Annotated in this window: 25 protein-coding genes; 6 read left to right on the forward strand and 19 right to left on the reverse strand. The window is 61.3% G+C overall.

The genetic code is table 11. From position 1 onward, the window contains the following. Positions 1-50: 50 nt before the first annotated feature. Genes zwf through pgl form a run of 3 tightly spaced genes read left to right on the forward strand, consistent with a single transcriptional unit; the run spans position 51 to position 3,123 of the window. Positions 51-1,517 (forward strand): glucose-6-phosphate dehydrogenase, encoded by a 1,467-nt coding sequence (gene zwf, locus I6I71_RS09580; protein ID WP_330910993.1) that lies wholly within the window; start codon positions 51-53, stop codon positions 1,515-1,517. Next, on the forward strand, positions 1,518-2,423 hold the full coding sequence (locus tag I6I71_RS09585) for a glucose-6-phosphate dehydrogenase assembly protein OpcA (RefSeq protein ID WP_201820677.1): 906 nt from the start codon (positions 1,518-1,520) through the stop codon (positions 2,421-2,423). Beyond that, positions 2,410-3,123, forward strand: coding sequence for a 6-phosphogluconolactonase (gene pgl, locus I6I71_RS09590; protein ID WP_201820685.1), 714 nt, complete (start codon positions 2,410-2,412; stop codon positions 3,121-3,123). The genes I6I71_RS09585 and pgl overlap by 14 nt, the downstream gene beginning before the upstream one ends. A gap of 62 nt (positions 3,124-3,185) precedes the next feature. Here pgl and secG read toward each other — a convergent pair whose 3' ends face one another. The 18 genes from secG to I6I71_RS09680 all read right to left on the reverse strand — a co-directional run bounded on the left by secG (position 3,186) and on the right by I6I71_RS09680 (position 21,284). After that, the gene (secG, locus tag I6I71_RS09595; protein WP_052204186.1) at positions 3,186-3,434 is read right to left on the reverse strand and encodes a preprotein translocase subunit SecG; all 249 of its coding nucleotides are present in this window, start codon (positions 3,432-3,434) and stop codon (positions 3,186-3,188) included. 67 nt (positions 3,435-3,501) lie between these two features. Next, positions 3,502-4,281, reverse strand: a complete 780-nt coding sequence (gene tpiA / locus I6I71_RS09600; RefSeq protein ID WP_201820687.1) for a triose-phosphate isomerase — start codon at positions 4,279-4,281, stop codon at positions 3,502-3,504. A 14-nt stretch (positions 4,282-4,295) separates the two neighbouring features. After that, positions 4,296-5,513, reverse strand: a complete 1,218-nt coding sequence (locus I6I71_RS09605) for a phosphoglycerate kinase (protein WP_201820689.1) — start codon at positions 5,511-5,513, stop codon at positions 4,296-4,298. 73 nt (positions 5,514-5,586) lie between these two features. Next, positions 5,587-6,597 carry a type I glyceraldehyde-3-phosphate dehydrogenase gene (gene gap, locus I6I71_RS09610; RefSeq protein WP_052204181.1) on the reverse strand — a complete coding sequence of 337 codons (1,011 nt, stop codon included), beginning with the start codon at positions 6,595-6,597 and terminating at the stop codon, positions 5,587-5,589. 95 nt (positions 6,598-6,692) lie between these two features. Continuing rightward, on the reverse strand, positions 6,693-7,700 hold the full coding sequence (gene whiA, locus I6I71_RS09615; RefSeq protein ID WP_201820697.1) for a DNA-binding protein WhiA: 1,008 nt from the start codon (positions 7,698-7,700) through the stop codon (positions 6,693-6,695). Positions 7,701-7,740: 40 nt separating this feature from the next. Next, positions 7,741-8,721, reverse strand: coding sequence for a gluconeogenesis factor YvcK family protein (locus tag I6I71_RS09620; RefSeq protein WP_052204175.1), 981 nt, complete (start codon positions 8,719-8,721; stop codon positions 7,741-7,743). A 40-nt stretch (positions 8,722-8,761) separates the two neighbouring features. Next, positions 8,762-9,640, reverse strand: a complete 879-nt coding sequence (rapZ, locus tag I6I71_RS09625) for an RNase adapter RapZ (RefSeq protein ID WP_070494912.1) — start codon at positions 9,638-9,640, stop codon at positions 8,762-8,764. A gap of 28 nt (positions 9,641-9,668) precedes the next feature. Continuing rightward, positions 9,669-11,732, reverse strand: coding sequence for an excinuclease ABC subunit UvrC (gene uvrC / locus I6I71_RS09630; protein WP_201820699.1), 2,064 nt, complete (start codon positions 11,730-11,732; stop codon positions 9,669-9,671). A 9-nt stretch (positions 11,733-11,741) separates the two neighbouring features. Further along, positions 11,742-12,260, reverse strand: coding sequence for a PH domain-containing protein (locus tag I6I71_RS09635; RefSeq protein WP_408606272.1), 519 nt, complete (start codon positions 12,258-12,260; stop codon positions 11,742-11,744). A gap of 10 nt (positions 12,261-12,270) precedes the next feature. After that, positions 12,271-12,756 (reverse strand): 6,7-dimethyl-8-ribityllumazine synthase, encoded by a 486-nt coding sequence (ribH, locus tag I6I71_RS09640; RefSeq protein WP_052204164.1) that lies wholly within the window; start codon positions 12,754-12,756, stop codon positions 12,271-12,273. 83 nt (positions 12,757-12,839) lie between these two features. Then, on the reverse strand, positions 12,840-14,114 hold the full coding sequence (locus tag I6I71_RS09645) for a bifunctional 3,4-dihydroxy-2-butanone-4-phosphate synthase/GTP cyclohydrolase II (protein ID WP_201820701.1): 1,275 nt from the start codon (positions 14,112-14,114) through the stop codon (positions 12,840-12,842). Positions 14,115-14,125: 11 nt separating this feature from the next. Then, positions 14,126-14,713 (reverse strand): riboflavin synthase, encoded by a 588-nt coding sequence (locus I6I71_RS09650; RefSeq protein WP_201820703.1) that lies wholly within the window; start codon positions 14,711-14,713, stop codon positions 14,126-14,128. A gap of 5 nt (positions 14,714-14,718) precedes the next feature. Beyond that, complete coding sequence (ribD, locus tag I6I71_RS09655; RefSeq protein WP_236587303.1) at positions 14,719-15,714, reverse strand: bifunctional diaminohydroxyphosphoribosylaminopyrimidine deaminase/5-amino-6-(5-phosphoribosylamino)uracil reductase RibD; 996 nt, start codon at positions 15,712-15,714, stop codon at positions 14,719-14,721. Next, entirely contained in the window at positions 15,695-16,357 is a 663-nt protein-coding gene (gene rpe, locus I6I71_RS09660) for a ribulose-phosphate 3-epimerase (protein WP_201820705.1), read from the reverse strand. The genes ribD and rpe overlap by 20 nt, the downstream gene beginning before the upstream one ends. 4 nt (positions 16,358-16,361) lie before the next feature. Beyond that, positions 16,362-17,837: an RsmB/NOP family class I SAM-dependent RNA methyltransferase gene (locus tag I6I71_RS09665; RefSeq protein ID WP_201820707.1), complete on the reverse strand. Its 1,476-nt coding sequence runs from the start codon at positions 17,835-17,837 to the stop codon at positions 16,362-16,364. Continuing rightward, positions 17,834-18,757, reverse strand: a complete 924-nt coding sequence (gene fmt, locus I6I71_RS09670) for a methionyl-tRNA formyltransferase (protein ID WP_201820709.1) — start codon at positions 18,755-18,757, stop codon at positions 17,834-17,836. Before fmt ends, I6I71_RS09665 begins: the two co-directional genes overlap by 4 nt. A gap of 30 nt (positions 18,758-18,787) precedes the next feature. Next, on the reverse strand, positions 18,788-19,279 hold the full coding sequence (def, locus tag I6I71_RS09675; protein WP_101734283.1) for a peptide deformylase: 492 nt from the start codon (positions 19,277-19,279) through the stop codon (positions 18,788-18,790). A 10-nt stretch (positions 19,280-19,289) separates the two neighbouring features. Then, a complete protein-coding gene (locus tag I6I71_RS09680) occupies positions 19,290-21,284 on the reverse strand; it encodes a primosomal protein N' (protein ID WP_201820711.1) in 1,995 nt (664 codons plus the stop codon). A gap of 115 nt (positions 21,285-21,399) precedes the next feature. On the opposite strand from I6I71_RS09680, the gene I6I71_RS09685 reads away from it, so the two are divergent. From I6I71_RS09685 to I6I71_RS09695, 3 genes are read left to right on the forward strand one after another with little or no spacing between them, the layout of a single operon-like run. Then, complete coding sequence (locus I6I71_RS09685) at positions 21,400-22,305, forward strand: polysaccharide deacetylase family protein (RefSeq protein WP_201820713.1); 906 nt, start codon at positions 21,400-21,402, stop codon at positions 22,303-22,305. 22 nt (positions 22,306-22,327) lie between these two features. Then, on the forward strand, positions 22,328-22,699 hold the full coding sequence (locus I6I71_RS09690; protein ID WP_201820715.1) for a hypothetical protein: 372 nt from the start codon (positions 22,328-22,330) through the stop codon (positions 22,697-22,699). Between the two features lie 16 nt (positions 22,700-22,715). Beyond that, positions 22,716-23,579, forward strand: a complete 864-nt coding sequence (locus I6I71_RS09695; RefSeq protein ID WP_052204139.1) for a hypothetical protein — start codon at positions 22,716-22,718, stop codon at positions 23,577-23,579. Here I6I71_RS09695 and metK read toward each other — a convergent pair. Beyond that, entirely contained in the window at positions 23,576-24,814 is a 1,239-nt protein-coding gene (gene metK / locus I6I71_RS09700; protein WP_201820718.1) for a methionine adenosyltransferase, read from the reverse strand. The two genes, I6I71_RS09695 and metK, sit on opposite strands and share 4 nt — an antisense overlap. Positions 24,815-24,858: the final 44 nt, after the last annotated feature.

The following is a 24,858-nucleotide window of genomic DNA, read 5'->3' on the forward strand; positions in this document are numbered from 1 at the left end:
TACGGGCCCTGGATGACACGCGCCTGCCACGTATCGCTGGACCGTCCGGCATGGTCATTTTCGGTGTTACCGGTGACTTGGCTCGCAAGAAGCTTCTGCCCGCAATCTACGACTTAGCTAGCCGTGGGCTCCTGCCCGCTGGCTTTACGCTCGTTGGCTTCGGTCGCAGGCAATGGTCCAAGCAGGATTTCGAAGACTATGTGCGTGATGCTGTAACGGCATCCGCGCGAACTGAGTTCAACGAAAACGTCTGGTCACGGCTTGCTGAGGGCCTGCAGTTTGTCAGCGGCGCGTTTGATGATGACGCAGCGTTTGACAACCTCGCAGCGTTGCTTGAGCAGATGGATGAGGTGCGTGGCACCGGCGGGAACTGGGCGTTTTATCTCTCTGTGCCACCGGAGCACTTCGCTAACGTCATCCACCAGTTGGACCGCAGCGGTATGGCTGACCAGCACACCGCGCAGGGCGGTAGCCGTTGGCGTCGTGTGATTATTGAGAAGCCGTTTGGCCACGATAAAGCCTCTGCGGTAGAGCTGAACGCTGTGGTCAACTCCGTTTTCCCGGAGAACTCGGTCTTCCGCATTGACCACTACCTGGGCAAAGAGACCGTCCAGAACATTTTGGCGTTGCGCTTTTCCAACGAGATGTTTGAGCCGGTGTGGAACTCTCACTACATCGACCACGTCCAGATCACTATGGCTGAAGACATCGGCCTTGGCGGCCGCGCCGGCTACTACGACGGTATTGGTGCCGCCCGCGACGTGATCCAAAACCACCTGATCCAACTGTTGGCGTTGGTGGCTATGGAGGAGCCGACGTCGTTTTCACCGAGGCGTCTTAAAGCAGAAAAGCTCAAGGTGCTACGCGCAACAACTGCCGTAGAACCGTTCGACCGGACAACCGCTCGCGGCCAGTACACGGCTGGGTGGCAGGGCTCGGAATACACAGTGGGCCTGCGTGAGGAGGAAGGGTTTGACCCTGAATCCACCACGGAAACGTTCGCGGCGTGCACGCTGCAAATCAACTCCCGGCGCTGGGCGGGCGTGCCGTTTTACCTGCGTACCGGCAAACGCCTAGGACGGCGCGTGACTGAAATTGCGCTGGTGTTTAAGCGACCGCCGTACCAGCCGTTTACTGAGGGCCAAACGAACCTGCTGACCAACAACGCCGTGATCATCCGCGTCCAACCAGATGAGGGCGTGCTCATGCGCTTCGGGTCGAAGGTGCCGGGCTCCTCGTTCGAAGTCCGCGACGTCAACATGGATTTCTCCTACGACGAGGCCTTCACCGAGCAATCCCCCGAGGCCTACGAGCGCCTGATTTTGGACGCACTGTTGGACGAGTCCAGCCTCTTCCCCACCAATGACGAGGTTGAGCGCAGCTGGGAAATCCTGGACCCGGTGTTGGAGTACTGGGCCGAGGCTGGGCGGCCGGACGAGTACGCGGCGGGCACGTGGGGGCCACAGTCCGCGCACCGCATGCTAGAACAAGATGGCCGTGAATGGAGGCGACCCTAAATGATTCTGACCCTCCCGGACACGACCACAAGACAGATTGCCACCACGTTGGCTGAGGCTCGTGAAAAGGCCTCAGTGGCGAACGGTCGCGTGCTGACATTGCTGGTTGCCGCCAATGGGAACGACAACGTCGACGTCATCTTGGAGACCGTCCGCAACGCCACACGCAAAAACCCCGCGCGCGTGCTGGTGTGTCTGCTTGGCAACCCGAAGGCAGAGACCTCCATCGACGCGCTGCTTCTTATTGGTGCTGATGCCGGCGCCTCCGAGATTATCGTGATGGAGCTCAACGGCGAACTCACTGAGCATCTTGACGCCGTGGTGACCCCGCTACTGCTGCCCGACACCCCGATTGTTGCCTGGTGGCCAACGTTTTCGCCAACGTGCCCTGCCAAGGATCAGATCGGTACGTTGGCGCAGCGACGCATCACCACGTACAGCTCAGCTGCAGCTGCAGCTGATGGATATACGCCGGGTGATAGTGACATGATGTGGTCGCGCATCACTGCATGGCGCGCAGTGGTGGCTTCCGCGTTGGATCGTTGCCTGGAGTCGAAGGTTGCTGCTGTTGAGATCTCCGGACTTGCCGATGACCCCAGTGTGGATATCGCCGCCGGCTGGCTGGCTTCGGCGCTCAACGTACCGGTGTCGCGTTCCTCTGCGTCTACGAATGCGGATGCGGTGCCCATTGCGAAGTTAACCTTGCACGCTAGCGATGGCGACATCACTGTGGAAACCATCGACGGCAACACGGTCGCAGTTTCCGTCCCCAACCACCCCACGATGTTTGCGGCCCTGTCAGCGCGTACGGACGCCGAATGCCTCGCCGAGGAGCTTCGCCACCTGGGCCCGGACGCAACGTATGGCCGCGCGTTACAAGGAGTGAAAATCCATGCAGATTCATAGGTTCCCAGAGCTTTCTTTGCTTATCGACGCCACGTCGTCCCACCTCACCTCACTCATCCAAACCCTGCAAACAGATGGCGGCGAAGCTCGCATCGTGCTCACCGGCGGCACAGCTGGCATCGCCCTGTTGAAGCGCGTGGCTGAGCTTGCCGCGGCTGGCGCTGCAATCGACTGGTCACGCGTACACGTCTTCTTCGGCGATGAGCGCAACGTACCTGGTACGCACCCGGACTCCAACGAGGGACAGGCCCGCGAGGCGCTTTTGTCGCACGTTGACATCCCGGAGGCCAACATCCACGGCTACCGCCTGGACGGCGGGAACATGTCTGATGCCGTTGAGGCATACTCGCGCACGATTGCAACGTTTGCGCCGGACGGTTTCGACCTTCATCTTTTGGGCATGGGCGGCGAAGGACACATCAATTCCCTATTCCCCCGCACTGATGCAGTCCGCGAAGAGAGCGCAACTGTCGTTGCTGTCACCGATTCACCGAAGCCGCCCGCGGAGCGTGCATCGTTGACGTTGCCTGCTGTACGCAGCGCGGATCGCGTGTGGTTTTTGGTCTCCGGCGCGGAGAAGGCGGAAGCCACAGCTGCGCTCGTCGCAAATGCGGACCCGCTTGACTGGCCCTGTGCCGGCGCGCGTGGCGTGAAGGAAACCGTTCTCTACGTCACCGAGGACGCCGCAAGCCAGCTATAACAAAACTCCCCGCCACCAACGAAAGGTGTGCGGGGAGTTCTTTGTGCGTTAGCGGTGTCGGCCTAGGTCAGCGCCGGCGTGGCAAATGCGTGAATCAGGTTCAAACCAATGATGCACGCGATCCAGATGAGCGCCAGGATCACGGTGACGCGATCCAGGTTCTTCTCCACCGTGGTGGAGCCAGAGAGGTTAGCCTGCACGCCGCCACCGAACAGGCTGGACAGGCCGCCGCCCTTGCCCTTGTGCAGGAGCACGAAGACCGTCATCAAAATGGACGAGACGACCAGCACAATCTCCAGCGTGAGCGTCATGCGCAAAACCCTCCTCGGGTAGACAACCTTGTAACCTCTGCAGATCCTACACCACTAGCGGCGATACCTAGGAAACGGACACGGCCTGTGCTGCAGCAGCTGCCAGGCGTGCGAAATCCTGACCGTCCAGCGAAGCGCCGCCGACGAGACCGCCGTCAACATCTGCCTCACCGATGATCTCTGCCACGGTGTCCGCCTTGACGGAACCGCCGTAGAGGATGCGGATGGCGTCGGCGGTGGCGTCGTCCGAAAGCTCACGAACCAGCTCACGGATGGCGTGGCACACTTCCTGTGCGTCTGCAGCAGAAGCCACCTTACCGGTGCCAATCGCCCACACCGGCTCGTAGGCAATCACAACCTCGGACAGGTCCAAGCCCTTGAGGGATTCGCGGGTCTGCTCCACAACGTAGGAAACGTGCTCGCCGGCCTCACGGATCTCAAGCGGCTCACCAACGCACACAATCGGCGTCATGCCGTGAGCAATCGCCTTCGCAGCCTTCGCCGCAACCAGCTCGTTGGACTCGTTGTGGTACTCACGACGCTCCGAGTGACCAACTACCACCCACGTGCAGCCGAGCTTCTCCAGCATGCTTGCAGAGATCTCGCCCGTGTAGGCGCCGTTGTCGTGCTGGGAGACGTCCTGTGCACCGTAGGTGATGGACAGCTTGTCGCCTTCCACCAGGGTCTGCACAGAACGCAGATCCGTAAACGGCACCATCAGGGCAACATCGACGTACTCGTAGCCGTCCTTAGGAAACGCAAAAGCAAGCTTCTGCGCGCTCTGGATCGCCTCCAAGTGGTCATGGTTCATCTTCCAGTTACCAGCAATCAGCGGGGTGCGTGCCATAACTTCAACTCTCCTTACTTCGAAAGAACGGATACGCCGGGCAGTTCCTTGCCCTCAATGAGCTCCAGCGATGCGCCACCGCCGGTGGAGATGTGGCTGAAGCCGTCCTCATCCAGGCCCAGCAGGCGTACGGACGCCGCGGAGTCACCACCACCGACAACCGTGAAGGAACCATTGTCCTTGGTTGCCGCGATCATGGCGTCTGCGACGGCCTTCGTGCCGTCCGCAAAGTTCGGGAACTCGAAGACGCCCATTGGGCCGTTCCAAAACACCGTCTTGGAGTCCTTGATGGCGTCTGCGTAGTTCTTGGCCGTCTCCGGGCCAATGTCAAGGCCCATCCAGCCCTCCGGGATCTCGTCCAGGCCGACGATCTTCTTCTCCGCGTCCTTGGCAAACTCTGGCGCAGCCGCAACGTCCACAGGCAGCAGCAGCTTCTCGCCGTACTTCGCCATGAGCTCCTTGCAGGTGTCAATCATGTCTTCCTGCAGCAGCGACTTCTGCACGTTGTGGCCCTGGGCGGCGAGGAAGGTGTAGCACATGCCACCGCCGATGATGACCTTGTCGGCCTTCTCCGCCAGCGCTTCAATCACACCGAGCTTATCGGAGACCTTGGAACCGCCGAGCACCACCACGTACGGGTGCTCAGGCACGTCCTTAACCTTGGACAGCGTCTCCACTTCCTTCTCCACCAAAAAGCCTGCGTACGCCGGAAGCTTCTTCGCCACGTCGTACACAGAGGTCTGTGCGCGGTGGACAACGCCGAAGCCGTCGGAGACGAACGCACCGTCGTCGGCAGCCAGTGCAGCCAGTTCCTCGGCGAACTCCGCACGCTCAGCCTCATCCTTTGAGGTCTCACGCGGATCAAAGCGCACGTTTTCCACCAGCATGATCTCGCCTTCAGTCAAACCGTTGGCGCGCTCGTGTGCGTCCTCACCACTGACATCACCGGCCAGCGCGACGAACTGGCCCAGACGCTCAGACAGCGCCTCTGCCACAGGCGCCAGCGAGTACTTCGGGTTGACCTCGCCTTTCGGGCGGCCCAGGTGTGCCATGACAATCACCTTTGCGCCGCCATCGAGCAGCGCCTTCAGTGTTGGCAGTGATGCGTCAATGCGGCCTGGGTCGGTGATGTTGCCATTGTCGTCCAACGGAACGTTGAAGTCGGAGCGGACAAGGACGTGGCGGCCGTCCACGCCTTCGTCGATAAGCTGCTGCAGTGTCTTCGTAGCCATAAAGGTTTCTCCTTGAAAGAAAGGGCCCGCAAAGTGCGCAGTTGCACTTCACCGGGCCCAAAACAACGTGGTGTTAGAGGTTGTCAGCGACCAGCTTGGTCATACGCACGTACTGAGCGGTGTAGGACCACTCGTTGTCGTACCAAGAGATGATCTTGACCAAGTTGCCGTCGATCACACGGGTCATCCCAGCGTCAAAGATTGCACCGTGGGAGTTGCCGATGATGTCAGAGGACACGATCGGGTCCTCGGTGTACTCCAGAGCCTTGCCAAAGGTCTCATCCTTGACAGCTTCCTTCACCGCAGCGTTGACCTCTTCAACGGTGACGTCCTTGTTCAGCTCAACCGTCAGGTCAGTTGCGGAACCGGTGATGGTGGGCACGCGCATAGCAAAACCATCCAGCTTGCCCTCCAGGCTCGGCAGCACGAGCGCCACGGCGCGGGCAGCACCAGTGGTGGTCGGCACAATGTTCTGCGCCGCTGCACGTGCACGACGCAGGTCCTTGTGCGGAGCGTCCTGAATGCGCTGGTCACCGGTGTATGCGTGGATGGTGGTCATCAGACCAGACTTGATGCCAAAGGCCTCATCGAGAACCTTTGCCACCGGCGCGAGCGAGTTGGTGGTGCAGGACGCAGCGGAGATGATGTTCTGCTCACCGGTGTAGTCTTGGTGGTTCACGCCCCATACGTAGGTGCCATCAACGTTCTTGCCCGGAGCGGAGATGATGACCTTCTTGGCACCAGCGTCCAGGTGAGCCTTCGCATCATTGCCGTCGGTGAAACGGCCGGTGCAGTCAAGCACAATGTCCACGTTTGCGTCGCCCCAGCCAAGGTTTGCCGGGTCCTTCTCAGCAGTGACCTCGATGCGGCGGCCATCTACGGTGATGGATTCATCATCATGAGTGACGTCGTGGCCGAGCTGCCCATACGCGGTGTCGTACTTCAGCAGGTGAGCAAGCGTCTTGTTATCGGTCAGGTCATTGATCTTTACAACTTCCAACTCACCCTGGTACTCCTCCAAGATGATGCGGAAAGCGGAGCGGCCAATGCGGCCAAAACCATTAATTCCGATACGGGTGGTCATGCGTATTCTCACTCCTCAATGTTGAGATGTATTACCGCAAACCAGTGTAGCCAGCTAGCCCATGTGTTGCAGAAGAAGACGCAGATTAGTACCACCTATTTGGAGGGTGGTTCAGTGGCATCCTGTGCAGCCTTTGCCGCCACCACTGCGGCCTGCGTGTCAGGGATACACAATTCTTCAGCACGCTTATCTGCCAGCGACAACAAGCGACGGATCCTGCCGGCGACAGCATCCTTGGTCATCTGCGGATCAGCCAAACGGCCAAGCTCTTCCAAGGAGGCGACACGGTGCTCGACGCGCAGGAAGCCTGCTTCCGCCAGGTGCTCCGGCACATCGTCTCCAAGAATCTCGAGCGCACGCTCAACGCGCAGCGCGGCAGTAGCAGCTGCCTGTGCAGAGCGGCGCGTGTTCGCGTCATCGAAGGTGGCAAGACGCTGGCCCTCGTGGGCGCTTGCTTGTTTTGCTTCGCGCTTTTCATCCCATTCGATGCGCGTGCGCGGGGCCCCCATGCGGCTCAGCAAGATGCCAATAGTTTCACCGTCGCGAATATAGACGCGCTCTACTCCCCTGGTCTCACGGGTTTTCGCCGCCACGCTCAACCGACGCGCCAGGCCCACAAGGGCAAGCGCGGCCTCCTGGCCCGGACACGCAACATCCAGAGCACCAGTGCGGCCCGGTTCACTGAGGGACCCGCGTGCGAGAAACGCCCCGCGCCACGCAGCTTCCACACACGTAATCGGCCCGGAGATTACCTGCCGGGGCATACCGACAACAGCGTGGCCAGAGGGCGTAACCAGCTTGAGGCGGCGAATCACGTCGTGGGCTCCCTCGGTTACGGTGACCTGGTACCGGGTCTCGCGGCTAACGGTGCCCGGCTCAATGGTGGCGATCTCGCACTCCGCGTTGCACAGTTCCTCGAGGAAGAGCACAAGACGCTGTGCCACCGCACGCTCCCCAAAGTCACAGGTAATCGCGATACCCCGCGGGGTGGATGAAAACTCGCCGGCGAAACGGATCATTGCCGTTGCCTCTGCTGCCCGAGCTTCAGCCGTTGTCCGGTGTACTCCCAGCAACTCGTCTTTCACCTTTGCGGTCAGCGCCACCTGTTTATATCCTTCCCAAGCCAAAAAACAGACACTAAGTCTAGCGTGCTTCCGTGAGCTTCAGCAGGGCGGTAGCCAGCTTCTGTGGATCGTGCCGATGGGACAGCGCCCCGTTGCTATCAAGCTCACGCATATCGCAGAAGCGCACTTCAGCATCCACCTTGGCTGCGGCGCGCCGCAGGTACTCCCGCTCGCCCTCGCTCATGCTTATCGACGAATCCGCGAGGAAATAATCCACATGCAAATTCGGCGCGTGCTGCGCAAACACATGCAGGTGGCGCTCAGCCGAAAACCCGTGGGTCTCCCCCGCTTCCGGCGAAAGGTTCAAGACAACTGCCACCGTCGCCTCTGTGGTGTTGAGCGCCTCAACAATTTCCGGCACCAACAAATGCGGGATGACGGAAGAGAACCACGACCCGGGGCCGATGGTGACCACGTCAGCGTCCTTAATCGCCTGCACCGCCTCAGGTGAAGCAGCGGGGTGGTCTGGGAGGACGCGCACTCGCCGTACGGCTCCTGGCGTTGTGGCAACAGCCACCTGGCCGCGTACAGAGCGAAGCACCCGCGGATCATCATCAAGCCCGGCAACGTCTGCTTCAATCTCCAGTGGAATCGGACACACCGGAATCACCCGGCCAACGGAGCCTGTCCACTCCGCCACCACGTCGAGCGCCTGCTGCATACTGCCAAACTTTTCAGCAAGACCAGCCAAGATGAGGTTGCCCACAGCGTGGCCCGCCATCGCGCCATGCCCTCCGAAGCGGTGCTGCAGCGCCTCACGCCACAGTGCGCCACCATCTGAATCTTCTGTCAGCGCGGCAAGCGCCATCCGGAGGTCCCCCGGCGGCACGATACTCATCTCGCGGCGCAAGCGCCCGGATGACCCTCCATCATCTGCCACCGTAACTACGGCGTTGATAAACGAGGCACCTGCGCAACGGGCAGCGCGCAACGTTTGGTAGAGCCCGTGGCCGCCCCCAAGACAGGTAAATACTGGTGATTGAGCGTCCGTATTGGTCACGAAAACAGCCTTTCTCCGTTTGTGTTTGGCGTGCTCGTGCCTAGTGGCGTTCCAGATCGCGATGGATCACACTGACATCCACATTGCCCTGTTGCCGCAGGCGCTTCCCAATAGCTTCTGATACCGCAACGGAACGGTGGTGACCTCCGGTGCAGCCCACGCCTACGGTGATGAAGTCCTTGCCCTCGTGGCGGTAGCCAGCAAGCGTGCTGGTGAGTAGCGAAACGAAGTTATCTACGTACTCCGTGGCACCCGGCTGCGAGAGCACATAGTCCGCCACGGGCTTGTCCACACCGCGGTACTCGCGCAGCTCCTCAATCCAGTACGGATTAGGCAGAAAACGCACGTCCACCACAATGTCCGCGTCGCGCGGGGAGCCGTGCTTAAAGCCGAAGGACTCCAAGGTGACGTGCTGGCGATCTGCCGGCAACTCCCCCACAGATGCCTCCACAGCGCGGCGAAGATCGTGCACCGACAGGTTGGAGGTATCAATGATCACGTCTGCCCGATTGCGCATCTCTTCAAGCATTTCGCGCTCGCGCTCAATGCCCGTGGACAACGTGTCATCACCCTGCAACGGGTGCGTGCGGCGCACCGAATCAAAGCGGCGAATCAGCACGTCATCGCGCGCCTCTAAAAACAAAACAAACGGCGAGTAACCGCGTTCCCTCAACACGTCGACGGTTTCCACCATCGAACCGTTGAAGTCATCAGCACGCACATCAGTGACTACTGCGAGCCGCTCAACTGGAGAATCCTCGGCTGCGGCTAGATCTACAAGCTCCAGAATCAGCTGCGGCGGCAAGTTCTGGGAGACGAAGAACCCTTTGTCTTCAAACACCTTTGCCGCAGTGGACAGGCCACCACCTGAGAGGCCCGTGATGATCACCGGTCGGATATTTTCGCGCATGTGCCCCATCCTAACCGCTGCAGGAGCCAAGCAACCCCTACTTCTGCAAGTGCTGGAAAATCACCTCAGCAAGCTTTGGCCCTACGCCCTTGACCTGTTGAATCTCCTCTTGCGTGGCTTCCTTGAGTTTCTTCACCGAGCCGAAGTGCTTCACCAGATCAGTGCGACGCGTCGGTCCAAGGCCCGGGATGTCGTCCAGCACCGATGCCCGCATCCGCTTGGAGCGCTGCTGGCGGTGGTAGGTGATGGCAAAGCGGTGTGCTTCGTCGCGAATCTGCTGGAGCAGATACATGCCTTCGGAGTTACGCGCCAAAATCAGCGGCTCATCGTCGTCGGGAATCCACACCTCTTCGAGGCGCTTAGCTAGGCCAATCAGCTGGACGTCTACAATCCCCAGCTCATCAAACACCGCCTGCGCGGCGTTGACCTGGGGTTTGCCACCGTCCACGATGAACAGCTGCGGCGGGTACGCAAATCGCTTTGTCCCGCCGGCGGTTTCATCGGCCTCGTCTGCAAACTCCTGGGCTTCCTGCACCTCATCCGGATTCGCCAGCTTGTCCTCGTTGTAGCGTTTGAAGCGGCGACGGGTGACCTCGGCGATGGAGCCCACGTCATCTGAGCGGCCATCGCCAGCTGCTTCCTTGATGCGGTAGCGGCGGTAGTCGTTCTTCTTCGGCAGCCCATCCTCGAACACCACGAGCGACGCCACCACGTCCGTACCCTGAATATGCGAAATATCCGTGCACTCAATGCGCAGTGGGGCCTCATCCATCATCAGTGCGTCCTGGATGTCTTGCAGCGCCTGGCTTCGCGCAGTCAGATCGCCCACGCGCTTGAGCTTGTGCTGGTGCAGCGCCTCAGCGGCGTTTTTGTGCACCGTTTCCATCAGTGCGCGCTTGTCGCCGCGCTGCGGAACGCGCACCTCAACCGGGCCACCACGCAACTGTGTCAGCAGCGTTTCCACATCGGAGGGCTCCTCCGGCAACACCTCAACCAAGATCTCGCGCGGTACCGGGATCGGCGCTTTCACCGCGGCGCGGGATTCCTGGTCAACGCCACGGCGGCGAACCTTTTGCTCCTCAATGCGCTGGTCTTCCTCCGCCTCCTGCCGGGAACGTTCAACGGCATCCGAGTAGTACTGCACGAGGAAGTTCTGCATCAACGTCGGCAGCGCTGGGTCCTCTGCGCCTTCCTCAAGGCGCTCCATCGAGCCCGGCTCATCCCCGGTCTTCTCCACAACCCAGCCGCGCTGGGAACGGATGCGGCCGTCGCGAACGTTGAAAATCTGTACTGCCGCCTCCAGTTCGTCGGTGGCAAAGGCGATGATGTCCGCATCGGTGTCTTGGGATAACACCACAGTCTGGCGTTCCATGACTTTGTTGACAGCCCCGAGATCGTCCCGAAGCCGGGCAGCTTTTTCAAACTCAAGGTTTTCCGCAGCTGTGTGCATCTGCTCAGTGATGCCGCGAACCAGCGCGTCCGTACGCCCAGACATAAAGCCCATGAAGCCTGCGACAATGTCGTCGTACTCTGATTCGCTGACGCGTCCCACGCAGGGTGCTGCGCACTTGTCGATGTAGCCAAGCAAACACGGCCGCCCAAGGGATTCGTGGCGGTTAAACACACCGTTCGAGCACGTGCGGATAGGAAACACGCGCGTGAGCAGATCCAGCGTTTCGCGCACCGCCCACGCATGGGAGTACGGGCCGAAATAGCGCACACCTTTACGCTTGGGGCCCCGGTAGAAAAACGCGCGAGGGTAGCGTTCCTTCACGCTGACGGCAAGCATGGGGTACGTCTTGTCGTCGCGGTACATGACGTTAAACCACGGATCAAAACGCTTAATCCACGTGTATTCCAACGCCAGCGCCTCAACCTCAGAGGCGACCACCGTCCACTCCACGCTGGCTGCGGTAAACACCATCTGGCGCGTCCGCGGGTGCAGCGTGTTCGGCGGCTGGAAGTAATTGTTCAGGCGCGCACGCAGGCTTTTGGCCTTGCCCACGTAGATCACGCGGCCCGAAGCATCGCGGAATTTGTAGACGCCCGGCTCCGTAGGGATAGTCCCCGGCGCCGGACGGTAATCCTTTGGGTTTGCCACCGCTACCCGTTAATCCTTTGGCATGTACTTGGCTTCCAGCTCACGGAAACCATCCACCGCAGCAAGTGCACGCTCCTTATCACCAGCCTGCATCGCCCACAGGGGAACGTATTCAAAATCCGGCAGCTCAAGGCGCGCCATGCGCTTGCCTTTAGGAAAGCTCAGGCCGTAGACCAGTGCCCACGGGTAAAAGCGGGTGCCCACAATGTTGATCACCTGCACGCCATCTTCGTTGGCGCGAACCCGCGGTCGGCTCAGCGCAATCCAGGACAACACCGAGATCACCAACCCCACGCCGATGAACGCGAACTTGTCCAGCCAGGTCAGTGTCACACCGGTGAACTGCACATCCACAACTGCCGCCATGAAAATATGCACGGCCATCACCACAAGGATCCAGATCACGGCCACGCGTTTTAAGTACGGGGACTTCGTCTCAAATTCCCACGGCTTGGTGCTGGTGACCGCATTTGGGTCTAGTGCTGTGAGGTAGGCCAGTTCTTTTTCGTCTAATCCCCGGGTGTTCACGCGCTTGATCCTATCCTTTCAACGGCAAAGAGCGGACCTTACGCAGCTCAACGGCTGCGCTGAGCGCCGCCTGCACGGCTGCAGCGCCCTTGTCTTCCTTGGCGTCTTCGCCGCCAGCGCGCTCGTAGGCTTGGTCTTCTTCCTCGACGGTAAGCACACCGTTGCCAATCGGCGTTTCCTCATCCAGTGCGATGCGGGTCAGGCCTTCAGTAACGGAGTCGCACACGTACTGGAAGTGGGCGGTTTCGCCGCGGATGACGCATCCGAGGGCCACGACAGCGTCGTAACGCTTGGCGCATGCCTGCACTACCACGGGCAGTTCCAGGGCACCGTCCACAAAGTAGAGGTCTGTTTTCACGCCGTGCTCGCGTGCGGTGTCTACCGCGCGCTCGGTCATTTGCTCAACCACGCGCGCGTTCCAGCGCGTGGCCACAACGGCCAGGGTCAACCCCTCAGCGCGTAACTGGTACTCCTCGGGGGCTCCGGTTGCAGCCATCCTTGTTGCTCCTTATTGCCTTTCAGCTTGCTTATTTGCCTAGCTTATCGACGCCACGTGAACACACGCACACGCCACCCACCCTAGTTGGCGCCGCCTGGGTGCTGGGCCAGCCACTCGCCTACGGCCTGTAAATCGTGTCCCATGCGGTCACGCTTGGTGCGTAGATAGGCAATGTTGTCGTGGGAGGGCACGACCTCAATGCTGGCCCTGCCGCGTACTTCAGGACCAAAGCCACTGAGTGCTGCGACCTTGTCCGGGTTGTTCGACAACACCGTTAGCGAGGTCACGCCAAGGTCCGCCAGGATGTGGCCGGCAACGGAGTACTCGCGTGCGTCCACAGGCAGGCCCTGTTCCAGGTTCGCATCCACCGTGTCAAGGCCTTGGTCCTGCAGCCGGTAGGCGTTCAATTTGGCAGAAAGCCCAATGCCACGCCCCTCGTGGCCGCGAACATAGACCACCACGCCGCGACCAGCTTCCTGGATGCGCCGCATGGACTCGTGCAGCTGCGGCCCACAGTCACAACGCTTGGACGCAAACACGTCACCGGTCAGGCACTCCGAATGCACACGCACCAAGACCGGTTCATCCCCGGAACTGCCCGCAGTTCCGGATACGTCGCCCACAACCAGCGCCACGTGTTCAACCCCGTCCACATCACTGCGGTAACCGTAGGCGCGGAACTCGCCGAACTCCGTGGGCAGGCGCGTTTCAGCGGTGCGGGTGATAAGGGGTTGCGTGCGGCGTCGAAAAGCAATCAACTGCTCAATCGAAATCATGACCAGGTCATGCGCATCAGCGAAGCGGCGCAGCTCGTCCGCGCGGGCCATCTCGGTCGGCTCATCCTCCGAGACAATTTCGCACAACGCGCCCACGGGCGAAAGCCCCGCCAAGCGTGCGAGGTCCACGGCCGCTTCGGTGTGGCCGTCACGTGCAAGCACACCGTGCTTCCGTGCGCGCAGCGGCACCACATGCCCTGGGCGGGTGAAATCCTGCGGGCCAAAGGACGCATCGGCCAAACGGGTGATTGTCTCCGCACGGGAACGGGCCGAAATACCCGTGGTGCCCGTGGCGGCATCCACCGTCACGGCGTAGGCAGTCTGGCGCGCGTCCTCGTTCTGCGCAACCATTGGCGGCAAATCGAGCTCACTTGCACGCTCATCCTCCATGGCCACGCAGATGTAGCCGGAGGAGTAACGCACCATAAACGCCACAAGCTCAGGTGTTGCACGCTCGGCGGCGAAGATGAGGTCGCCCTCATTCTCGCGGTCCTCATCGTCTACAACCACCACAGCCTCACCGCGGGCGATCGCGGCAATGGCATCTACGACACTGTCCAACCTGACGGGCGCACTCATACTGGCCAACCTTAGTTCCGCACCATTTTCTCAACGTACTTGGCCACGATGTCCACCTCTAGGTTCACCGTTTCGCCTACTTCCAGCTCGCCCGCGGTGGTTTCGCGCAGCGTGGTTGGGATGAGGCTGACCTCGAACCAGTCACCGCCAGCGGCGGAAACAGTCAGCGAGGTGCCATTGACCGTAATGGAGCCTTTTTCCACCACATAGCGGGCCAATGCCTCCGGCAGCCCGAAGCGGAACACCTCCCAGTGCTCAGACGGCGTGCGGCTCAAAAGCGTTGTCGTGCCATCCACGTGGCCTTGCACAATGTGGCCGCCCAAGCGCTGGGTAGCCAGAAGCGCGCGTTCCAGGTTCACTACCGTGCCCTCCTGGTAGCTGCCAATGCGGGAGCGCTCAAGGCTCTCGCGCATCACGTCTGCGCTAAATGTGCCGTCTGCCAGGTCCACGACAGTCAGGCACACCCCATCTACGGCAATCGAGTCGCCCGTGCGTGCATCGGAGGTCACCAGCGGGGCGTGAATGTGGACCCGTACCGCGTCTTCAAGCTGCTCAAGCTTGTCCACGCGACCTCGTTCCTCCACCAACCCAGTAAACATACGCCTTACGCCTGCCTTTTCATCTCAAAAATTACGTCTTTGCCTAACAACATGGTGCGAACCGGGGCAAACCGGCGGGCATCCGCAAGCGTTTCCGCAACCGGTCCGGCCAGCACTCCACGCCCAGCGCCAAGAAACATCGGCGCAATGTAGGCCTGCACCATATCCACCAAGTCCGCAGCCAGGAAGCTGTGGGCCAGGCCGGCCCCGCCCTCAAGCAGCACGTCGCGCGCGCCGGTGTCCCACAGTGCCTGCAGGGCTTCCTCCGGGGTGGCATAGCACTCGTAATCTCCCTGGATCTCGCCGGCGGCCGCCCGCGAGCCAATCACCACGCGGCGAGGCTGATGCTCATACAACGTGCCGTCGGGTTTGCGTGCTGTCAGCTTCGGCTGGTCTGCCAGCGCGGTGCCGCTGCCCACGATGATCGCGTCTCGCGTCGCGCGGTCCTCGTGCGCAAACTCACGCGCCTCGTCACCGGTGATCCACTGACTCGTGCCGTCTGCGGCAGCGGTGAATCCGTCCGCGGTTGCTGCGTACTTCCACGTCACCGCCGGCCTGCCCAGGCGCGTGGCTGTCAGCCACGGCTCAAGCGCCCCAACCGGATTCGGCATGTGGGTCACCTTCACACCGTGCTCACGCAGATACTGCGCTCCACCTGCGGCAACTGGGTTGGGATCGGCCACTAGGTAAACCACCTCTGCCACGCCGGCGTCAACCAAGGCCTGCGCGCACGGGCCGGTACGGCCGGTGTGGTTGCACGGCTCCAGGGTCACAATCGCCGTCGCGCCCCGAGCACGCTCGCCCGCCTCACGCAGCGCAACCGCCTCCGCGTGAGCGCCGCCTGCAGGTTGCGTGGCGCCGCTGGAGATGGCGTTACCGGAGGCGTCGATTAGCAAGCAGCCCACTGGCGGATTCGGCGAGGTGTTGCCGCGGACCGACTCACCTGCCTGGATTGCGGCGACGATACCTTCTATCAGCCACTCAGGATGCACGAGCTTCACGCGCGAGCTCGCGCAAACGCTCCACAGCCTCAGCCGGGTTATCCGCACCAAACACCGCACTACCAGCCACAAACGCGTCAACGCCTGCAGCTGCGGCCTGAGCGATAGTCTCGCCGGAAATACCGCCGTCAATACCAATGATGGTGTCTAGGCCCTGTTGCGCAATCGCGTCACGCAAGGTCATCACCTTCGACAACACCTCCGGCATGAACTTCTGCCCGCCGAAACCGGGCTCCACGCTCATCACCATGACTTCATCGAAGTGCTCAAGGCTATCCAGGTAGGGCTCCACGGCAGTGCCCGGCTTAATAGCAAAACCGGACTGCACGCCAAGCTCCTTGCACTGACGCGCCGCGGCAACGTGGTCATCCACTGCCTCAACGTGGAAGACCATCCTGGCACCACCGGCCGCAGCGTAGGTTTCAAACCACCTCTCCGGCTGCTCAATCATCAGGTGCATGTCCAGGAACTGCTCCGTCACACCATTGACAGCCTTGGTCACATCCGGGCCGAAAGAAAGGTTAGGAACAAAGTGGCCGTCCATGATGTCCACGTGAATCAGGTCGGCGTTTGCCACCTTCCGCACGTCCTCACCAAGCGCCGCATAGTCTGCCGCCAGAATCGACGGTGCAATGTAAATCATGCCTCTAGGGTAGCTTGCGCAACACTGCGAAAAACATGGCATCGGTGCCGTGTCGGTGCGGCCACATCTGCACACTCGGGCCCTCGCCAACATTGTCCATGGCGTACGGACGTGCGTCGAGCTCCTCCACATTGCCAAGAGCCTTTTGCTTATCGACGATCCCGCGCGTCTCCCTCACATCCGGACTACAGGTGGAGTACACGATTACACCACCCGGCTTTGCCAGATTGACCGCGGACGCCAGCAGCTCGGACTGCAAGGTGTTCAGCTCCGCGATGTCGTCTTCCGTCTTCACCCAGCGAGCTTCCGGGCGGCGCCGCAGTGCGCCAAGGCCAGAGCACGGCGCGTCCACGAGCACGCGGTCGTAGCTGCCTGCTTCGAGACCTGGGTCGCGGCCGTCTGCAACCTTAACGGTGACCGGCAGGTTGCCTACTGCCTTGCGGATCAGGTCTGCGCGGTGTGGGGCAACCTCGACTGCGTCCACGTGTGCTCCATCGATAGCGGCAATCGCTCCGGTGAGCGCCGCCTTGCCGCCGGGGCCTGCGCACAGGTCTAGCCAGCGGCCTTGATCGTTGTCCACCGGCACTTCCGCCAGCGCACGGGCGATGAGCTGCGAACCTTCGTCCTGCACGCCCGCAAGACCGTCGCGAACCTCCTGCAGATCGCCCGGGTCGCCCTCATCTAAGTAGACGGCGTAGGGCGAATACGTGCCCTCGCGCCCGCCGGTGGTCAGCGCCAGCTCTTCTGCGGTGATCTCGCCGGGGCGCGCAACCAGGTGCACAATCGGGCGTTCGGAATCCGCCTTCAGTGCGGAGTCGAGCTCAGCTTCCGCCGCAGCACCGAGTGCGGCAGCGAAGCTCTTTACAATCCACTCCGGGTGCGCGTGGTTACGGTCGAACTTGGCCAGCCACTCCTCAACCGGGGTACGCGTGATGGAGCGCAGCACACCGTTGGCAAAGCCCTTCGCTTTGTCCTGGTTCGCGGCCTCCACCAGGCGAACCGATGTATCTACCGCCGCGTGGTTTTCCACACGCATGTAGAGCACCTGGTAGGCACCAAGGCGAAGCGCCGCCAGCACCTCGGGGTTGATCTGTGCAACGGGACGCGAAGAATTCGCCCCAATCACCTCATCCAACACACCCATGGTGCGCAGGGTTCCGTAGGTCAGCTCCGTGGCAAAGGCGGCGTCACGGCCAGTGATCTTGCGCTCACGTAACAGGCCTGGCAGCGTCAGGTTGGCAAACGCTCCGTCACGGGTGACGCGCAGCACCGTTTCAAACGCTGCTTCGCGCGGCGCATCACCGATAGACGCCGGGCGTGACTTCACGCTGTAGCGCTGCCTGCCGGTGCCTTCCGGCTGCTTCTTCTGCTGCTTCTGCTGGCGCTGCTGTTTCTGTTGCTTCTGCTGCTCCGCAAACCCAGTGGGCCGCTTCGGTTCCTGCCTGCGACCCGCCGCGCGGGACCTAAATCCACCGCTCACTCGAACACCACCTGCTCATCTGCACGAAGTCCGCGCGCCCAATCGGCCGCGTTCATCATCTTTTTGCCTGGGGGCTGGATCCGCGTCAACACAACATCAACGGTGCCGGTGCCTACGCGGACCTCCTTTTTGCCAGCTGCGACCTCCCCCGGCGCCAGCGAATCCGTCTCTGCAAGCACTACCGGCTCCACCTTGACCCGCTGCCCACCAAGCGTGGTCCACGCCCCCGGCGCAGACGTATAGGCGCGAATGGCGCGATCGATCTCTGCTGCGGGCTTTGACCAGGTAATTCGCGCATCATCCACCGCGATCTTGGAGGCGTAGCTGGCCTCGCCCTCCTGAGCGCGCGGAGTAATCATGCCGTTTTCAAGCCCGTCCATAGTCTCCACCAGGGTTGCTGCGCCGCGGCGTGCAAGGCGAGCAAGCAGCACGTCAGACGTATCGTCCGACGCAATCTCATCCGGCAGCACGTTGAGGATGTCGCCGGTGTCCAAACCCTGGTCGATACGGAAAACCGTCGCCCCCGTTGCCGTCTCACCGCCTAAAATCGAGTGCTGTACGGGCGCTGCGCCACGCCACTGCGGCAGAAGTGAAAAGTGCAGGTTCACCCAGCCGTGCTGAGCGATGTCCAGCATGTCCTCCGGAATCAGGTTGCCGTAGGCCACAACCGGGATGCAGTCAGGTGCAAGCTCGCGCAAACGCTGGCGGATCTCCTCATTGTCTTTCAAGGTCACCGGCGTGAGCACCTCAATGCCGTGCTTGAGCGCGAGTTCCTTGACCGGTGAGGGGTGCAGCGTGCGGCCACGGCCTTTCCTCGCATCCGGTCGGGTGAGCACCGCAACCACCTCGTGCTGCGATTCGATCAGTTGCCTCAACGACTCCACCGCAGGCTCCGGCGTGCCGGCAAATACCAAGCGCATCTCTTGCCTTTCTCTTTCTCTAACCTGCTTTTATGACCATTCAGCGGCGCGAATCTCAGCCATTGCGGCCGCGCGTACTGCCGGTTCCATACGTGTAAGGAACAGTACCCCGTCGAGGTGATCGCTCTCGTGCTGGACGCAGCGTGCCAGCAAGCCGGATGCTCGAATCGCCACCGGTTTGCCCTCCACATCGAACCCGCGCGCCACCACTGTGTCGTGTCGTGCAACCTCCGCACGCACCCCGGGTATAGACAGGCATCCTTCAGGTCCTACCTGGAGCTTGTCGCTTATCGACGCCCACGTGGGGTTCACCAACACTCCCCTTAACCCCTGACAGTCATAGGTGAAGACACGCTTGAGCACACCGACCTGGTTCGCGGCCAGCCCCACGCCACCGGCGGCATCCATAGTCTGAAGCATGTCGTGTGCAAGCTGGCGCAGCGACTCATCGAAGACTGTCACCTCCGCAGCCGGAGTAGTCAGCACGGGGTCTCCAAATAAACGAACAGGGCGGTGTACCATGCGCTTCAACTTATCCGATGTTGATCGGATTGACCTGCACCCTCAACGGCAGGTCCGCCCGGCGGGCACCACGGCTCACCAAACCTGCGCGAAGCGCGATCCCCAACGCGTTTCGCCCAGCCAGCGGCGCGCGCACCAGCATCCGCTGCGCTGGCCCAAACTGGGCAACGTCCCACTCGCCCGGCAAGTGCTCGCCAGGCGGCAGGTCCACGGGCCCAAGCAGCTCGGCATGGGCGGGCAGGTCCAGATTGTTGAAGAAGTCGTCGAGGGCGGCCCGCGGGGCGTCGACAAGCGCAATGTGCACTGCGGGCGGGAAGCGGGCGTCGCGACGCTGCGCAAGCTCAAGGGCAGCAAACCCAGGCATATCCCAGCGGATCAGGTGCTGCACCGCAGGCAGGGCGGGATCTGCAACCACCACCACTTCCCCTTCGTGGCGCACAAGGGTGGCAGCCGCAGCCCAGCGAGCAAACGCATCCTCCACAGCGCGCAGATCCGGGCGCTGCAACAGGGCCCACGTATCCAGCAACACCGCAGCACCGTAACCTGAGCGCGGCTCCGCGCCAGGTGTGGCCACCACAATCGCCGCCTTGTCTGGCACAGTGTCGCGCACCTTCTCGCCCCAGGAGGTAACCACCCGGTACTTGGCAAATGCGCGCCCCAACTCTTCGGCAGTGCGTTCCGTACCCACCACCACGGCACGCACCTTGCGCGATCCGCACGACGGGCACACATGCTGCGCATCTATCCGCCCACACCAGCGGCATGTCGGCGCCGCTGCCTCACCACTCGACGGCAATCCAAGCGGGCCCATACACCAACGGCACCTCGACGGTGTGCGACACGTGCCACACGCCAACGTTTGGATATACCCCGTGCGCGGCACCTGGAACAGCACCGGCTGGTCGCGCTCCAACGCCCGTGCCGCGGCTTGAAAGGCCACCGACGGCAGTCGCGCCTGGCGTGCACGCGGGTCGCGCTCCAGCTCAAAATCAGAATCGCCCGCTGCATGAATGCGTGGCATCCGCGCACGCAACGCCCCACGGGGAGCCACCAGGGAGTGCATCCAACCGCTTTCCACCAACAGCTGCGTCTCCGCGGTGCGCGTATGCCCGCCAATGATCAATGACGCATGCTCGATCCCCGAGCGCGTTGTCAGCACCTCACGCGCATGAAAATAGGGCTCGCGGGGATCAACCAGCGAATCATCCCCGTCAAACATCACCACCATCAGCCGCAAATTCTGCATCGGCGCAAATGCCGCCGAACGCGTGCCCACTACAATCCGCGCCTGCCCATGGATAACAGACAGATACCGCGAGTAGCGCGCCTGCGGGCCTTGGGACGCCGTCAGCGTTGTCACCTGCTTTGCCGACACTAACTCCCGCAACGCCGCCTCAACCAAGTCCACATCACGCTGATCCGGCACCACCACCAGCGCAGAAAAGCCCTCTAGCGCCACCTTCACCACAAGCGCCGCAACAGCTGCCGCCCAATCATCCCCTGGCGCCACCTGCCAGGCGGCACGCGCCACCGCGCCGCCCAACACCGCATCAACAAAGGACTCACCGAACTCATAGGCACTCCACGCTGACAAATCCGGCTCCTGCGCCTGTCCCAACTCCGGCCACGGTGTGGAGGTATCCGTCTCCTCGGCCTTCGCGTGGCGCGCTGGGATCGCAGCGCGGTAGAGGTCCGAGCGGGTGGCGCTGTAGCGGTTGGCAAGGGCGTCGATAAGCAAACGAAGCTCCCTGGGAGCAACTACCTCCGGAGAGATGACCCGCTCGATGAACCGCAACTTGCCCTCATGTGTGGAGGTGGAGGCACGTTCCAACACCAGCGCATCCACCAGGCGGCCGGCGAAGCGGATGCGCACCTTGACTCCCGGCCGCGCTGATGCCGAATCCACCTCAGAAACCAGGTAATCAAACTCCCTGTCCAGGTGCGCCAAACCAAGCAGCGGCAACACCCGAACCACGGGCTGGGAGACGGCTTGGTTTTGTGACATGCTGTGAAATTCTAATGAATCTCAAGCACTGCCCCCGATTGGCTATCGGTAGGTTGCAGGCGCATACTCGTCAGCGTTAGAAATCTTTAGTTATCCCTATGAGTTTGTCCCAAAGATGAATCGTGTTTCGCGCGCCGTTGCGGCTGCATTGTGCTGCCTGGCCCTTGTTGTACCTACCGCTGACATCCAGGCTTCGGCCTCCTCGTTCGATGCCCTGTCCTCTGGGGCGAGCGATCTAGGTGTGCGCAGTTCACAGGCGGTTAACAACGCATGGCGGCAAGGCTTCAACGCCCTACCCCCACAGGTACGCAATGTGATTCCGAACGAGCTTCGCCCGGACCAACCAGCTCAGCCTTCGCACCCAGCGCCTCCTGCGGAACCGGAACGTGAAAGCACCCAGGAGCCGAAACCTGCGCCGGATTCCTGTGCCAATTGCGTGGCGTTGACCTTTGATGACGGCCCAGCCCCCGAGACCGAGCGACTGCTGGACATCCTGGATAAGAAGAACGTCAAGGCGTCCTTTTTCGTGATGGGTAATAACGCCCGCAAATATCCAGCAACCATGCAACGCATCCGCAATGGCGGCCACACCATTGGCAACCACACCGCGGACCACCGCGAGCTGCCACGTTTATCTCAAGACGGCATCAATCACCAGCTCGACCGGGCAAATGCGGCCATCAACGACACCACTGGCCAGTCCCCTCGATGGTTGCGCCCACCCTACGGCGAGTATGACGCGCGCGTGACCGCTGCGGCTCAACGCCGCGGCATGGCTGTCGCGATGTGGAACGTAGACACGCTTGACTGGAAGCACCGCAACGCGACCAAGACGTGCGCGGTTGCCGTGCAGAATTCACGCCCAGGCTCTGTGGTGTTGATGCATGACATCCACGGCCCCACAGTGGACGCAGTGCCGTGCGTGATTGATGGCCTGCGCGCGAAGGGGCTGCGCCCTGTCTCGCTGGATCAGATGATTACTTCACCCCAGGCGGGTCGCGTGTATTCGCAGCGCCCATAGACTGCCCTCTAGACTGCTACCCATGGCTGAAACTGAGGAACAAACACGCCGCGGCTGGCTCAAAGCCATGCCGTATCTCCTTCTTGCAGCGTATATCGTGGTTCCACTCGTGCTCATTCCCGCTGCCGGCAGCAGCGCACCCGCGGCCATGATTGCGTTTCTCTTTGGCACTGCAGGGCTTGTTTCGCTTATCGACGCCACGTTGTTCCGCCCCACGTATTCCATCCCCTTACTGTGCGGGGTTGGCTTTTGGCTTGCCAAAGTGCTCTACCTCAACGAGGGAACCTTTGTGTATGGCATTGGTTGCGTTGTCATCGCTGGACTGTGCAGCTGGCTCGGCGGCGTAATCGGTGGCGTGATCGGTGGCCGCGTAAGCGCTGGCGCCAACAAGTAGCCAGGAAAGGACACCTGTGGAAACTTGGAGCCTCAACCATCCCGAACACGGCCTGATCGAAGTGCGTATAGGCTACGATAACGAGTTTTTGGAAACCGACCCCTCGTGGCCAGGTGAGCTGCCAGAGCAATTCGTCGAGCATCCCGAATTGATCAAGCACATACCCGCCAACGGCAGCGTGGCAGAACGACTGCGTGCGGGATTTCCCAGGCCGCCGACGCGGCTGGAAGTCCGCGTAAACGGTGAGGTGCAAACACAGTACCAGGATCTAGATTCCGGGCGAATCCCTCTATTCGGCCAAGGCTCTAAAGATGCACTGAAAATAATGACGCACTTCGGCGTTGACCGCGCGAAACCGAATCTCAACCTCACTTTCAACATATTCAAAGAACTGCTGGAGGTGGATTACCGCGAGGGCAAAACCATAGTGGAATTTGATCCGCCGGAAGGATCTCGGGGCGCGCGCCGCCGCCAAGCCATGGAATCCAGCAACATCAAGCGCACCCTCTTCCCCATCGCACAGGGCATCGGAAAAGGTGGTTGGGCGCTGGCTGCGTTGCTGCTTCCGCCTGTCATCGGGCGTTTTCTTGCCTGGATTGCGCAGTACCTGCCAGATATTGATCTGCCGGACTTCACCCTGCCGCAGATCCGGCTACCCCACGTTGACTTGCCAGTACCACAGCTTCCACAGGTGAGGTTGCCAACGCCGAATATTGCTTTGCCGGACCTGCCGGACCTGCCCTACTGGGTGGCTTGGCTTTTGGAGTACTCAAAAATCTGGGTCCCCGTACTCATCGGCATTGTCATCGGCGTCGTCGCGTTACGCAACAAGAAGAAGTCCGACGCCGAAAAAGCGAAGTGGGAAGAGCAGGAGTCCTAGATTCCCGCTGCGCGCTTGAGCTCCTCAACCTTGTCTAGGCGCTCCCACGGGAGGTCAATATCCGTACGTCCAAAGTGGCCATAGGTTGCCGTCTGAGCGTAGATTGGACGAAGCAGATCGAGCTCCTGAATGATCGCATCTGGGCGCAGGTCAAAGACCTTCTGTACAGCCTGTTGGATGGATTCACTGCTCTGTCCGTCAACCGCCGTACCAAAGGTTTCCACGTACAAGCCCACCGGGTTGGCACGACCGATGGCGTAGGCCACCTGGACCTCAACGCGCTTGGCCAAGCCTGCGGCGACAATGTTCTTTGCAACCCAGCGCATGGCATAGGCCGCGGAGCGGTCCACCTTTGAGGGATCTTTGCCGGAAAACGCGCCGCCACCGTGACGAGCCATACCGCCGTAGGTATCCACAATGATCTTGCGACCAGTCAATCCCGCATCACCCATCGGGCCACCCAGGACGAAAGATCCGGACGGGTTAACCAAAAGCTTCGTGTCTTCGTTGTAGAAGGCGCCCAGCCCAGCGTCTTCAATCACCCACTCAAGCACGTGTTTACGCATAGCCGCTGCAAGCTCATCGCCAGTGAAGTCCGGGTCGTGCTGGGTGGAAATAACCACGGTATCCAAGTGCACCGGGGTTTCGCCGTCATACGCAAAGGTAACCTGCGTCTTGCCGTCCGGGCGAAGCCCATTAACAATGCCTTCGTGGCGCACCTGAGCCAGGCGGCGGCTCAAGTGGTGTGCGGTAGCGATTGGCAGCGGCATATACTCCGGGGTTTCATCCGTTGCGTAGCCGAACATCAGGCCTTGGTCGCCCGCACCGGACTGCGCAAGCTCCTCCTTGGAGGAGTGCTCACGCACCTCCTGGGACGTGGTCACTCCCGCGGAGATTTCCTCCGACTGATCACCAATAGCAACATTGACGCCACAGGTGTGTCCGTCGAAGCCAACCTCAGAGGAAGTAAAGCCGATCTCCACCAGGCGGTCACGCACAATCTTGGCAATGTTGGAATAGGCGCTGGTTCGCACCTCCCCCACTACGTGCACCTGTCCGGTGGTCACGAGGGTTTCAACCGCTACGCGCGACTTCGGGTCTTGGGCAAGCATGTCATCCAAGATGGCATCCGAGATGGAGTCACAGATCTTATCGGGGTGGCCCTCAGTCACGGACTCACTGGTGAAGAGGCGGTGGAACGTACCCTGAGACGTGCCATTGTGCTGTTCAGACATGCCCAACACACTAGACCAAGCGGTCTAATTTGGCAAAGCCGGGC

Origin of the sequence: Corynebacterium riegelii (assembly GCF_016728505.1) — a bacterium.
Lineage (GTDB): Bacteria > Actinomycetota > Actinomycetes > Mycobacteriales > Mycobacteriaceae > Corynebacterium > Corynebacterium riegelii.

Bases quoted from the DNA above. Each gene is read 5' to 3' on its own strand.
- zwf (WP_330910993.1), top strand. From the start codon at position 51: ATGGTCATTTTCGGTGTTACCGGTGACTTGGCTCGCAAGAAGCTTCTG.
- I6I71_RS09585 (WP_201820677.1), top strand. From the start codon at position 1,518: ATGATTCTGACCCTCCCGGACACGACCACAAGACAGATTGCCACCACG.
- pgl (WP_201820685.1), top strand. From the start codon at position 2,410: ATGCAGATTCATAGGTTCCCAGAGCTTTCTTTGCTTATCGACGCCACG.
- secG (WP_052204186.1), bottom strand. From the start codon at position 3,434: ATGACGCTCACGCTGGAGATTGTGCTGGTCGTCTCGTCCATTTTGATG.
- tpiA (WP_201820687.1), bottom strand. From the start codon at position 4,281: ATGGCACGCACCCCGCTGATTGCTGGTAACTGGAAGATGAACCATGAC.
- I6I71_RS09605 (WP_201820689.1), bottom strand. From the start codon at position 5,513: ATGGCTACGAAGACACTGCAGCAGCTTATCGACGAAGGCGTGGACGGC.
- gap (WP_052204181.1), bottom strand. From the start codon at position 6,597: ATGACCACCCGTATCGGAATTAATGGTTTTGGCCGCATTGGCCGCTCC.
- rapZ (WP_070494912.1), bottom strand. From the start codon at position 9,640: ATGGGGCACATGCGCGAAAATATCCGACCGGTGATCATCACGGGCCTC.
- ribH (WP_052204164.1), bottom strand. From the start codon at position 12,756: ATGGCTGCAACCGGAGCCCCCGAGGAGTACCAGTTACGCGCTGAGGGG.
- I6I71_RS09645 (WP_201820701.1), bottom strand. From the start codon at position 14,114: ATGAGTGCGCCCGTCAGGTTGGACAGTGTCGTAGATGCCATTGCCGCG.
- I6I71_RS09650 (WP_201820703.1), bottom strand. From the start codon at position 14,713: ATGTTTACTGGGTTGGTGGAGGAACGAGGTCGCGTGGACAAGCTTGAG.
- rpe (WP_201820705.1), bottom strand. From the start codon at position 16,357: ATGATTTACATTGCACCGTCGATTCTGGCGGCAGACTATGCGGCGCTT.
- fmt (WP_201820709.1), bottom strand. From the start codon at position 18,757: ATGCGCTTGGTATTTGCCGGCACGCCGGAGCCTGCGGTGGAGTCGTTG.
- def (WP_101734283.1), bottom strand. From the start codon at position 19,279: ATGGTACACCGCCCTGTTCGTTTATTTGGAGACCCCGTGCTGACTACT.
- I6I71_RS09680 (WP_201820711.1), bottom strand. From the start codon at position 21,284: ATGTCACAAAACCAAGCCGTCTCCCAGCCCGTGGTTCGGGTGTTGCCG.
- I6I71_RS09685 (WP_201820713.1), top strand. From the start codon at position 21,400: ATGAATCGTGTTTCGCGCGCCGTTGCGGCTGCATTGTGCTGCCTGGCC.
- I6I71_RS09690 (WP_201820715.1), top strand. From the start codon at position 22,328: ATGGCTGAAACTGAGGAACAAACACGCCGCGGCTGGCTCAAAGCCATG.
- metK (WP_201820718.1), bottom strand. From the start codon at position 24,814: ATGTCTGAACAGCACAATGGCACGTCTCAGGGTACGTTCCACCGCCTC.